This window comes from Chondromyces crocatus (assembly GCF_001189295.1).
GTDB lineage: Bacteria > Myxococcota_A > Polyangia > Polyangiales > Polyangiaceae > Chondromyces > Chondromyces crocatus.
The window spans coordinates 5,839,554-5,851,250 of the sequence record NZ_CP012159.1 but is presented as its reverse complement, the minus strand read 5'-3'; the positions used below and the strand labels follow the sequence as shown (position 1 = coordinate 5,851,250).

The following is an 11,697-nucleotide window of genomic DNA, read 5'->3' as shown; positions in this document are numbered from 1 at the left end:
GTTGAATTCGTCCGCGCCACTCCTATGTTTCCGCCGAACCCTACAGCCAAGAAGGAGGAGTTCAATGCCGCAGAATGCACTTTTACAGCAGGCAGCCCTGGTGAACCTCGCGAACGCGGTGGACGCAGCCACGGCCTACGAGGAACACCTGGCCGATGCGCAGGCGATCGAGACGCCTCAGCCCTATCGGTGGTCGATCGATCTGGTGCTCGCCAACATCCAGGTCGCGAAGAAGTTCGTCATCCGGCGGAGAGCGCGGATCCTGGAGCAGTTCCCGCTGATCAACATCGCTCACTTCGACACCCTCGGGCGGCTCGCCCTCGGGGTGAAGTTCGCCGCGCTCCAGGCCGAGGGCTACGGGCCGTCGGAGAGCGACATCAAGCAGGTGCTCGGCGCAGCGCGCGTGCTGCGGCGCTCGTTGCTGAGCGCGGTCGCGGCCATGACCCACGCGGGACTCTTGCCGCGCGAGATCCACGCGAAAATCGCCCGCGGACGCGGGGCGCGGGACGCCGCAGAGGATTGCGTGGCGCTGGCGCAGGTCTTCCGTCAGGCGGGCACCACGCTCGACGGAAAGCATCCGGTGACGGCGGTCGAGGTGGAGCAAGCCGCTCTCGCCGGTTCCTGGTTGCTGGAGCACCTGCGGCCCGCCGCTGCGAAGCCCATGAAGCCGCCGCGGCCCGAGGCGGTGCGCATCCGGGACCAGATGGCGACGTTGCTGGCGAATCGCTACGCGAAGCTCCAGGCGATGGCGCACTTCCTGGAAGGTGACGGGTGGGAGGAGCTGGTGCCTCCGCTGATGTCGCGGGTCGCGCCGCGGTCCAGGACGGAGCCGGCAAAGAAGGCCGAGGGGTCCGCGCAAGCCGAGGGGTTTGCAACGGCCGGGGTGGCTGCGAAGGCCGAGGGGTCTGCAAGGGCCGGAGGAACGACGTCGGAAGCCACCGCGAGGGCGGAGAGGCCGACGTCGGAAGCGGCGATGGGTCCCTGGCGAAGCACGTCGCTGGTGCTGCCGTCGTCCGAAGCGCCTCCGAGCCGACCCGCCGTGGTGCCCGAGCAGGCGTCGAGTCCGGCCTGAAGCGGCCATCGACGTGGGCTCGGAGGCCGTGACGATGGCACCGTGGCAGCCGTGAAGTCGGCATGCTGGTGGCCGTGAAGTCGGCATGCTGGTGGCCGTGAAGTCGGCATGCTGGTGGCCTTGAAGACGGCATGCTGGCGGCCTTGAAGACGGCACGAGGGAGCTGCGCGCAGGCGTGGGCTCCCTCGTGCTGTTCTGGCCAGGTGCAAGCCGTATCGAGAAGGCGCTGACGTCACCGGCCCAGCGCTGGTCATCGCCGACGAAGCACTGGCGTCGTCGAGCGAGCGCTGGCCTCACCGCCTCGGCGTTGGCGGCGCGGAACCTGCCGTTCAGAAGTACTCGAACGAGCCGAAATGGGTGCGGCTGGGGTCGAGCTTCTCCGTGGTCCACGGGGGCGCGAGGTGGTGGATCATGGGGACGCCCGACTTGCGCGGCGAGGGGCTGAAGACGCCGTCGACCTGATCGGGGCGGAGCCATCCGGCGACGTCGGCGAGGCCGTGCTGCTCGGCGAGCTTGCGCACGGTGGCGAGGAGGCGGGGTCGCTCGATGCCAGGGGCCGACCACTCGTTCACCCACATGACGCCATGGGAGGTGTCGGCGCTGAGGTAGCCGACGTCTTTGCCGCCGTCCTGGAGCAGGAAGGCCGGGCCGCTGTTGCGGAAGCTGAAGTAGTTCCACAGGGCGGTGGATCGCGCAGGGCGGAGCCAGCCGTCGTCGAAGCTTTCTTCGTACCAGGCGAGGAGGCGGTCCATGTCGTCGGGCGTCGCGGGGCGGTGGTCGAGGGGGGCGTCGCCGGGGAGCTGCGCGGCGGGGGCGTGGTGGGCGACGCCAGGGAGTTCTGCGAAGCCGAGGCGGGCGTAGAAGCCAGGGTCGATCTCGCAGTGGAGCCAGGCGGCACACGCGCCCTGCGCGGTGGCCTCGCGGAGGATCTCGCGGATCAAGGTGGAGGCGAGGCCGCGGCCGCGGGCGTCCTGTCGGGTGAAGACGGCGCCGATGCCGACGGCCGGCAAGGGGCGGCGATCAGGGGCGGCGAGGAGGAGGCTGTAGCGCTTGGCGGAGGCGACGAGGCCGGTGTCGTCGACGAGGCCGACGTAACGGAAGAGGTCGGGGCCGGCGCGCTCGACCTGGCCGAGGGTGTAAGCGGCGTGGTCGTCGAGGGAGCGGCCGCTCGACCAGACGGCGTGGGTGTGGCGCGAGGCTTCGATGATGCGCTCGCGGTCGAGGTGTTCGATGAAGGTGGGCACCAGGTTGTCTTTCTGTCGGCTTCAGGCGCGGAGGGCGGCGGCGAGGAGGGTGGTTGCCCGGTCGATCTCGGCGTCGGTGAGGTAAGGGGCGGGGCCGAGGCGGACGCGGTCGCCGCGGGCGTCGACGAAGACGCCCTGGGCGCGGAGCTGGGTGACGAGATCGCTGGCGCGCGGGGCGCGGACGGCGATGAAGCCGCCGCGGCGCGCGGGGTCGCGCGGGGTGACGACGGCATCGGCGAGGCCGGCTTCGTCGAGGCGAGCGAGGATGCGGTCGGTCTGCGCGAGGGAGAGGGCGCGGAGGCGTTCGGGGGTGAGGCCGAAGCGCTCCCAGTGGGCGAGCGTGGCGTGGGCGCGGTAGAAGGGGGTGGGGTCGAAGGTGGCGCCCGCGAAGCGCGCACCGCCAGGGCCGTAGGTGATGTCGCCGCCGCCGGCGTCGAGGGCGCCGAAGTCGGCGAACCAGCCGGTGTCGACGGGGCGCAAGGTGCAGCCCTGCGGGATGCGGAGCCAGCAGATGCCTTCGCCGAACGCGGCGTACTTGTAGCCACCGGCGGTGACGAAGGCGTGCGCAACGGCCGGGCCCCAGTCGAGGGGGACGACGTTGAAGGCGTGGTAGGCGTCGACGAGGGGGATGGCCGAGACCTCGACGGCGCGGGCGATGATCTCGCCGAGGCGGGGCAGGACGTAGGCGTCCTCGAAGAGCACGGCGGAGAAGGCGACGAGGTCGGTGCCCGGGGTGATGGCGTCGAGGAGGCGCTCGGCGAGGCGTTCGCGCGGAGAGGCGTCGACCCAGACCACGTCGACGCCTTCTTCGGCGAGGCGGGTGAGCTGGCGGCGCATGGAGTGGAACTCGGCCTGGGTGGTGACGATGCGGACGGGCCGCGAGGGGTCGCGCTCGGTCTTCGGGCCGTACGGGTCGCGCTCGGTCTTCGGGCCGCCAGGATCGCTGCCTTCACGGGGGAGGCCGGCGTCGTGGGGTTCGTGGCCGTGGCGCAGGCCGTAGCGCGGGTCGTGGCGCTGGTAGATGGGCAAGCAGCTCACGAGGCGCATGAGCAGCTCGTGGGTGCTGCGGCCGAAGGCGATGGCGTCGTCCTTGGGGAAGCCCATGCGGTCGAGGACGGCCTCGCCGACGGTCTGGATCGTGGGGAAGACGGCGGCGCTCCACTTGTCGTCGCAGTGGCGCGCGGCGTCGTCGAAGCACGCGCCGAGGGCGTCGCGGACGACGTCGGGCCAGGCCTGGTGGGAGTGGCCCGTGAGCAGGATGCGGCCCGGCGTCGCGAGGAAGCGGCTGTAGGCGGCGCGGAGGGCGTCGCGATCGAGTTCGCTCATGCTCGGCTCCTCACTTCTCGGGGCGGAAGATCTCGTTGGAGAGGGACATGTCGATGTGCGCCTGGCCGCCCTGTCCGGCAGCGCCGCCGCCGACGCCGAGGTCCATGCCGGAGGTCATGCTCATGCGGGCCGCGAGGGGGACGGCGTGCTCGAGATCGATGCGGCTCATGCCGGTGCCGCCCGACTTGAAGCCGAGGAGCTGGGCGCTGGCGCCGGGAGGCATGCCGGGCATGTTCACGGTGGCGCTGGCGGCGAACTGTTCGAGCTTCACGTCGAGGTTGAGCTGGTCGCCGGTGCGGGACTTGAGGGTGAAGAGGGACGACTGGACGATGTCGGCGCCGGTGCTGTTGATGCGGGTGAGGACCTGCCAGCGGGCGCCCGTGCCGACGGGCTCGGACGGGAGGGGCACGACCATGGACTCGAAGGACTGGCTCATGCCGCTCATGAGCTGCTCGGCCTCGGCGGGCACGCCCGGGGGCATCTTGAGGGCGAAGTCGCGGGCCTGGCCGCTGGGAGAGAGCTTGCAGCTCATGCTGAGGCCCTTGAACGCTTGGAGCTGCGGTTGCATGGCCTTCGCCATCTCTTCCTGGTCCGCGCCTTTGGCCTGGCTGCTCATGCTGCGCAGGGTGCCGACGACGGGGAAGAGGCCCGCCGGGTCCTTGGCGGCGACGTCGACATCCATGACGATGACGAGCTGGGGCATGGGCTGGGAGGGCATGGCCTGGCCTCCGATGGAGACGGCCATGTTGACGTCCATGCGCGTGCCGAGGGGGTACTTGCCCGGGGTGATGGCGTAGGCGACGGTGGCGTGGGGCGCCGCGCCGGGGTCGAGGAGGCGAACGACGGGGCTGCCGCCGACCTTGATGAGGCGATCGGCCTCGCCCGGGGCGAGGATGCCGCGGGCCGCCTTGGGGACGAGGGCGGCGACCTTCTGGGGAGCGCCACCGCCGCCCGCAGGGGTCGCAGGGGTGGTGCCCGCGGAGGCCGAGGGGGTCGGGGCGACGAGGGCGGCACCCGAGGCCGAAGGTGCGGCAGCAGCGGCGGCGGAGGCCGTGGGAGCGGCGCCTTCGGGGACGGCCGCAGAGAGGGATGCTGCAGCCTGCTCCTGACCCGGGGCGGGGGCGGCGGAGGCTTGGGGAGCGGCTTCGACGGTGGGGGCCGTGGCGGCCGAGGACACGGGGGCCGCAGGCGCGGGCGGTGGGGTGTCCTCCTTGCTACACGCGAGGAGCGCGAGGGCGAGCACGGAAGGGATCACCGACGAACGCACGGAAATGAGCACAGGACCTCCAGCGAGTCCGCTCCTCGTCCGGCTGGACGGTCGCCCTTCACGGCGGGCGTGGAGCGAAGGCGTGGCTCGCTTAGCCCAGTTTCATGGATGGTTCCACTTGCGGGCGGAGACGCATGGCATCGCCCAGGGGGCGCTGCGGGGGCCGGGGCCATGCCAGAAAGCGAGAAGTCTGGACAAGAAGTGTACGGAGACCGCGAGGAAGGCGGGATGTCGGGAGCGCTCTGGTAGACTCCTGTCCATCCCGATGCGCGCGCGCGGCGATTACCTCGAAGGGTTGCTCGATCTTGCCTCCCACACGAGTCGGAACATCCGGCGCGCGCTGTTCCGTCAGAGTCTGGCTGCGCTCGCGCTGGCGGACGCGCTGGACGGGCCTCCGCCCCTCGACACGCTCAACCCGGAAGCGCTGCTCCGGAGTGTGCGGATCGCGATGGCGGATGGGCTGCTCGATGATCTGAGCTGGCTGGCTCCGCCGGCGGCGGGTGTGGCGATCTACGAGATCGCCAGCGCCCTGCCGCTCGGGCCAGAGCGGCGGGATCTCGCGCGGCGTGTGCTCGCTCAGCTGTACTCGGGGAACGCGGCCACGTTCGTGGCCATCGCAACGAGGATGGCGGCCAGCTCCGGTCGGGGTCTCTCGGGAGCAGGCATCCGCGCGCGGGTCGCGCTGGTGCTTTCGCTTCCGGTGAGCTCGGAGCTGGCCGTCGATCCGCTCGCGCTCGCGCTGGCGTCGCGGCGCGATCTGGCGCGGGACTGGATCTGCGCGGCGTCGACGGGTTCGTTGCCCGATCGGCGGCTGGCAGCGCAGCTGCTGGAGCGCGCAGCACGCGAGGCGACGCGGCGGGCGACGCAAGGGGATGATCTGCCGCTGCGTCTGTTCCGGAACGTGGGGGAGCGGAAGCGGCGGAGCGCCGAGGCGAACGCGGATTCGCTGGCGCTGGCGTGGAGGACGCTGCTGGAGGACCGAGAGACGGTGGTGTGGCGGCACATCGCGTCGGCGCGGGGGCTTCTGGCGGGGGTGCTGTCCGACATCGGTGACGACGTGCGTGACATGCTGGCGCCGGATCTGTCGCCCGCGGAGTGGCGGCGCGGCGCGGTGAGCGTGGTGGCGAACATCGCGGTGGAGGGAGAGCGGGGCCTGAAGCGGGCGATGGAGCTGCTGGAGGGCTCGCTGCCGTCGAAGGATTCGGGGCTGCCGAACGCGATGCTGTGGGGGCTGTACACGGCCGCCGACGCGGAGCCGGAGGCCGCAGAGGAGCTGCTCGACGCCATCGTGGCGACGTCGCCGATCAACTGCGCGGAAGGGGTGGCGGGGCTGCGGCGTCATTTCGGGTCGGCGAACGCGAGCCGGGCGGGGACGTTCGGGGCGCGGGCCGCGGCGCAGTGTGCGGACGCGCTGGTCGCGGTGGCGATGTCGGCGGAGTCGGACGATGGTCTGGTGGCCCTGGCGCGGGCGATCCAGAGCGAGCTGTCGACGGGCGGGGGGAAGAGCGCAGAGCTGCGCGACGCGGTGGAGGCGGGGGTGATCGCGTTCGTGGAGGGAGGTCCACGGGACGCGCACACGAAGGCGCAGAAGGCGATGTCGCTGGCGCTCGACGTGATGAAGTCGATGGAGAAGCTGGAGGTCACGGACCGGCGGGGGCCCGTGAGCAGCTTGTCGCGGCGGGCCGCGGCAGAGCTGGTGCGAAGCCTCGACGCGGACGTGCTGGAGCCCGGGACGCTGAAGCACCTGCTGCTCCTGGATCGGCGGCCGAGCGACGATCAGAGCGGGGTGCCGGCGCTCGACGATTTCGACGAGCGGCTGTCGAAGTGGCTGATCGATGTGGAGGGGACCTTCCCGCTGCGGGAACTCGCGGCGGCGCAGGAGGATCCGTCGACGGGGCGGGCATCGCTGCCCGGCTCGGATCCGAAGGCGGAGTCGCAGGCGCCGCACCAGGTGATGCACCTCCGGAACCTGCGGGCGCTGCTGCACCTGATCGACAGCGAGACGACGGATTTCGGCGAGGAAGTCGAGCGGAAGGGGCGAGTGCGGGCGCGGTGGACGACGGCCTGCAACCTGCTCTTGCGGCGGCTGGGGGCCGAGCGGGCGTCGCCGCTGCGGCGGGGGATCGCGGCAACGGTGGCGCGGGCGCTGGACGCGCTGGTGCGCGACGGGGTCGCCGATGCGGCGGACGTGTTCCTGTTCGCAGCGATGCGGGCCGAAGATCCGGCGGATCTGGAGGCGCTCGCCGAGGCGAGCATGCACCCGGACGTGACGCAGCTGCTGCTGGCCTATGCGCGGTTCGCACGGCAGCCGGCCGAGGATCGGGTGCCCGCGGAGCTGTTCGCGCCGCCGCCGACCCTGGCGCGGGATCCGTCGGCGCACGAGATGGCGACGCGGGAGGCGGCGCGGGTGCGGCACGCGCTGGCGCGGCTCGCAGCGCTGGACTGGCTGGTGACGGAGCTGCCGGCAGGGGCGTCACAGCGGACGGAGATCGTGCGCGGGACGCTGGCGAAGCTGGCGCGGTCGCTGAACGCGATCCAGGGGGCGCAGGCGTTGAGTTCGCTGGCGTCGACGATCACCGGAGAGGCATCGGCGCTGTGGCTGTTCGGCGACGCGCTGACGCGGCTGAGCCAGCTCACGGAGGGGGCACGGCGGCGCTGCGGGGATGTGCCCGGGGGCGAGGGCAACGGGGCGACGATCGGGTCGTCGGGGCCGAACAGCGTGACGGAGCCGCTGCGGCTGACGAACGCGGCGGAGCCGCTGCGGCTCGCGGTCGAGGTGACGCTGCAGCACCCGGACGAGACGGTGCAGAACTTCCATCCGTCGATCCAGGTGGCGATCAAGGCGGCACGGCGATCGATCCCGAGGGCGCTCGCGGAGCTGATCGCGCTGGTGCTGCCGCACATCGCGCCGTTGCCCGTGCGGCGGCGGAACACGCGGGACACGGTGTCGCTGCCGGATCAGCCGCTGCCGTCGTGGCTGCCGAGCCGGAGGATCATCGGGGGGTTCTTCGTGCAGCGGTCGCTGGACGGGGGGGCGCAAGGGAGCGTCTTCGTGGTGACGCGGGCCGAGGAGCGGCACGATCCGCACGCGGAGCGGCTGGCGCTGAAGGTGCCCGAGTACGATCACACGGCGGCGCGGAGCGTGTCGGAAGACGAGTTCCTGACGCTGTTCCGTGAGGAGGGGGGGTCGCTGCTGGCGCTGCCGCAGCACCCGAACCTGCCGCGGTTCGTGACGTTCGACGCGGCGGCGCGGCCGAAGCCGATCCTGGTGATGGAGCTGGTGGAGGGGATCCGGCTCGACAAGCTGCTCGACGCGCGCGGGCTGACGATGCGGGGGGCGCTGGCGCTGCTCGACGGGATCCTGGCGGGGCTGGAGACGATGCACGCGATCGGGGTGGGACACCTCGACGTGAAGCCGACGAACGTGATCCTGCGGAACGGGCGGGAGCCGGTGCTGGTGGATTTCGGGCTGGCAGGGCGGCATCTGCGGCCGGGCTGCGCGTCGGGGCACTACGGTGCACCCGAGGTGTGGGGTGAGGTGCCGGAGGGGTCGGTGGGAACGCCGATGACGGCCGACATCTACAGCTTCGGGTGTCTGGCCTACGAGGTGCTGACAGGGCGGACGCTGTTCGATGGCCCGAGTGATGTGGCGCTGATCTCGGCACACGTGGGGCACGATGGGCTGCCGGCACCGCTGAAGAAGCTGGCGGGGGATCAGCGGACGGCGGAGATCGCGGCGTTCCTGTTCTCGTGTCTGCGCCACAACCCGCAGAGCCGGGCGAGTGCGTCGTTCCTGCGGGAGGCGCTGCAGCGGATCACGGGGCTGGCCATGGATCTGCGCTGGCCGATGGATCTGAGCTAGTACTGCGTACCCTGAGTCAGGGGCCTGTCGGCCCCTACGCTCCCGATGGTCGCTACCCCTGCTTTCTTCGCAGATCGCCTGGCCGAGGACCCGGGACGAACTTGGGGAACCGTGTACCAGGGCGGCGCGCCGAGGCGAGGGGTCAGCCGCCGGCCAGCTTGCGGCCGCAGATCATGCCGAGCACGCCGGCGCCGAGGCCGAGGACGAGGGTGGCGACGAGGTTCGCGGCGGTGATCGACCACTGGCGGGCCTCGGCGCTGCGAAGGGTCTCGTAGGCGAACGCGGAGTAGGTGGTGAAGCCGCCCAGGAAGCCGGTGGTGAGGGTCAGGCGGAGTGTGGGAGAGACGAGGCCAGCGGCGGCGAGTTCCATGACCATGCAGATCAGGAACGAGCCGACGACGTTCACGATCAGGGTGCCGAACGGGAAGCTCCCCTGCCCTTGCCCGAGGCGCTCGGCGCCGAGGGAGACGAGGAAGCGCGCGCCCGAGCCGAGGGCTCCTGCGAAGCAGATCCACAGGAGCCGCTGCCAGACGGGCGCGGTGGTCACCGGGCGCGGGGAGGAGGAGTCCGGGTGCGGCGCATGCCGCTGGTCGAGGCGGTGCGCTGGGGGGCCTCGGTGCCGCCTGCGGGGGTGACCCGGCTCGCCTTCAGGGAGCCCACCTCGGCCTCGATCTCGACGCCCAGGGCCCGACAGCGGCGGATGAGGCGCTCGAGGTCGACGCCCGCCTCGATGAGCAGGCCGCCGGGCGGCGAGGGGTCGATGAACATCTCGGCGGCGGGGCGGCGGGTGCGGAGCAGCTCGCGGATCTCCGCGTCCTCGACCCAGAGGAAGCCGGAGGCGCCGACGAAGCTCGCCTTGCCGATCACCACGCTGGCCTGGACCAGGATGCGCGAGATGGTGTCGGGCAGGGGCGCGACGGCCTCGATGCGGGCGCGCACGGCGTCGCTGTCGAAGCCGACGGAGAGGGCGCGGGCGAGGGAGGGCGGCGTGAGCACGAGATCGAGCTCGGCGCTCACCCGGCCCAGCTCGGCGAACGGCGCGAGGCCCAGGACGGCCGCGACGGTGGCGGTCGGTCCGATGCGGAGGGCCTGGGTGTCGATGAACTTGCTGCCGCTGCCGTCGACGCTCGGGGCGCCACCGGCGACCAGGGCCCGGCCGCGCGGGGTGAGGCGCAGGGCGAGGCCGCTGCCCTCGTCTTCCACGCCGCCGAGATCGAGGATCCCCAGGGCAGGCAGCGTCTCGAGGGCGATGCGCCGGGTGATCTCCAGAGGCGCCGTCGCCTCGACGCCCGAGCGCTCTGCCCAGCGCCGGACCAGCCTCTCCGCGCCCGCGATCCGCTCGTCCGCGGCGAGGTAGCCTTGCAGCGACTCCCAGGGGACCCAGCGGCCTTCGCCGAGGTCGTGGAGGGCGTCGAGGACCATCTCCCTCAACGCGCCGATGGGGCTGGCGTCGCGGGACTCGGAGGCGGCGCGGAGCACCTCGCGCTCCGGCCTCGCTTCGTCCCAGGCGCCGCCACGACGCCACGTGGAGAACAGGAGCTGCGTCAGCTCGTGTACCTCCAGCGAGCCGGGCGGCGTGGCCGGTGACGAGGCCGAGGGCTCCCAGAGGCCGATGGCGCGGGAAAGCGCGGCGATCAGACCGACGGTCTCCTGGTCTCGGCCGAAGCGCTGCCCGAGCCGGACGAGGAGCGAGCGTGGCGTCCCCACCCCCGGGCGGACTTCGCTCCCGGGCTCGCGCACGGCGAAGGCCAGCCCGAGCGCGAGGAGCGCCGGGTCGGTGGCAAAGCGGGCACGACGGGGTGCGTGATCCTCTTCGATCACGAAGGACCGGATCTGCTCGCGTCGCTTCTCGCGCTGCGCCCGCCGCTCGGCGCCGACGATGGCGACGACCTCGGTCGGGATGACGTGGCGGTTGGGATGAATGGGGACCAGGAAGCCGCGCCGCTCCAGCGCGAAGCCTGCGCCTCGCCGGCTCGCGGTGACGCCCGTGGCGCTGCGCAGCCGCATGGGCTCGCGCTCGAGGTCGAGCAACTCCTGGGTCTCGACCTCTCCCCCCACCGCCTCGATGGCCTCGAGCAGCCGCTTCTCCACCGGCGCGAGCCGCTCCACTTCTTCCTGGAGGTGCGCGGTATCGCTCAGCATCTCCCACGCGCTCTCGAGCGAGAGCGCAATGGGCGGGGTGGCCGGCCGCCCGAGGTAATGGGAGGCGATTGCGTTCATCGTCTCGAACGAGGACTGCGCGATGAGGGCGCGGAGCGAGCGCGGGTCCTCGCTCTCCCAGCTCTTGAGCTGCACGAGGAAGGCGATGGGAAGCACCAGCTCGATGGCCTTGCCCACCTTGCGGGCGTAGACCACGCCGCGCGCGATGAGGGGCTCGAGGCCCGCTGGCAGCGTGGGCACCACCAGCACGCCGCCCCCCTCCGCGATGCGGTGGAGCAGCTCCCGGCTGGCGTTCGGCAGACGCGAGGGATCGCGCACGTCGGGAAGTCCCACCAGCGCACGCGCGACCTGCGAAGGGACGTCGATCCGCTTCGCCGCGTCGATGCGGATGCCCATCCGGTTGATGAGCCCCTTGAGCTCCGAGTCCGGGAGGGCTCGCAGGATTTCATCCAGGCGCCGCGGTGAATCCTCCGTCATCACGCTGCCCTTTGCCATGCTGCCCGATCTCCGCGGTGCCCGCACCGGCGCGCCCTCCGCGAGGTGTTCCTCCCGTCCCAGGTGTCGTCCATTGATGGCAGGCATATGCTCTGTATCCGTTAATCGGTCGTCGGTGTTACCCAGGCCCGTTAAGGCCAACAGCCTTCTAAACTACACCAGCGCGGACAGCGGGCTACAAGAAATTGCGGCCTACACGGGGGGCGATGGCGCAAGTGACAAACTGTCAACGCCCACTGCGCGGGAACAAAATCATCTCGTCGCCAATCGA

Annotated in this window: 7 protein-coding genes; 2 read left to right on the top strand and 5 right to left on the bottom strand. The window is 71.7% G+C overall.

The features are described from left to right. Window positions 1-64: 64 nt before the first annotated feature. The gene (locus CMC5_RS21400) at window positions 65-1,072 is read left to right on the top strand and encodes a hypothetical protein (RefSeq protein ID WP_050432159.1); all 1,008 of its coding nucleotides are present in this window, start codon (window positions 65-67) and stop codon (window positions 1,070-1,072) included. Between the two features lie 329 nt (window positions 1,073-1,401). On the opposite strand, the gene CMC5_RS21395 is transcribed toward CMC5_RS21400, so the two are convergent. Genes CMC5_RS21395 through CMC5_RS21385 form a run of 3 tightly spaced genes read right to left on the bottom strand, consistent with a single transcriptional unit; the run spans window position 1,402 to window position 4,897 of the window. Further along, complete coding sequence (locus tag CMC5_RS21395; RefSeq protein ID WP_050432158.1) at window positions 1,402-2,316, bottom strand: GNAT family N-acetyltransferase; 915 nt, start codon at window positions 2,314-2,316, stop codon at window positions 1,402-1,404. A 21-nt stretch (window positions 2,317-2,337) separates the two neighbouring features. Further along, window positions 2,338-3,642, bottom strand: coding sequence for a kynureninase/PvdN C-terminal domain-containing protein (locus CMC5_RS46595; protein ID WP_050432157.1), 1,305 nt, complete (start codon window positions 3,640-3,642; stop codon window positions 2,338-2,340). A 10-nt stretch (window positions 3,643-3,652) separates the two neighbouring features. Then, entirely contained in the window at window positions 3,653-4,897 is a 1,245-nt protein-coding gene (locus CMC5_RS21385) for a hypothetical protein (protein WP_156338767.1), read from the bottom strand. A gap of 277 nt (window positions 4,898-5,174) precedes the next feature. Here CMC5_RS21385 and CMC5_RS21380 point away from each other — a divergent pair, with 277 nt between their 5' ends. After that, on the top strand, window positions 5,175-8,771 hold the full coding sequence (locus CMC5_RS21380) for a serine/threonine-protein kinase (protein ID WP_050432155.1): 3,597 nt from the start codon (window positions 5,175-5,177) through the stop codon (window positions 8,769-8,771). 142 nt (window positions 8,772-8,913) lie between these two features. On the opposite strand, the gene CMC5_RS21375 is transcribed toward CMC5_RS21380, so the two are convergent. Further along, window positions 8,914-9,318 carry a fluoride efflux transporter FluC gene (locus CMC5_RS21375; RefSeq protein WP_050432154.1) on the bottom strand — a complete coding sequence of 135 codons (405 nt, stop codon included), beginning with the start codon at window positions 9,316-9,318 and terminating at the stop codon, window positions 8,914-8,916. Continuing rightward, complete coding sequence (locus tag CMC5_RS21370; protein WP_050436039.1) at window positions 9,315-11,426, bottom strand: hypothetical protein; 2,112 nt, start codon at window positions 11,424-11,426, stop codon at window positions 9,315-9,317. Before CMC5_RS21370 ends, CMC5_RS21375 begins: the two co-directional genes overlap by 4 nt. Window positions 11,427-11,697: the final 271 nt, after the last annotated feature.

Bases quoted from the DNA above. Each gene is read 5' to 3' on its own strand.
- CMC5_RS21400 (WP_050432159.1), top strand. From the start codon at position 65: ATGCCGCAGAATGCACTTTTACAGCAGGCAGCCCTGGTGAACCTCGCG.
- CMC5_RS46595 (WP_050432157.1), bottom strand. From the start codon at position 3,642: ATGAGCGAACTCGATCGCGACGCCCTCCGCGCCGCCTACAGCCGCTTC.
- CMC5_RS21380 (WP_050432155.1), top strand. From the start codon at position 5,175: ATGCGCGCGCGCGGCGATTACCTCGAAGGGTTGCTCGATCTTGCCTCC.
- CMC5_RS21370 (WP_050436039.1), bottom strand. From the start codon at position 11,426: ATGGCAAAGGGCAGCGTGATGACGGAGGATTCACCGCGGCGCCTGGAT.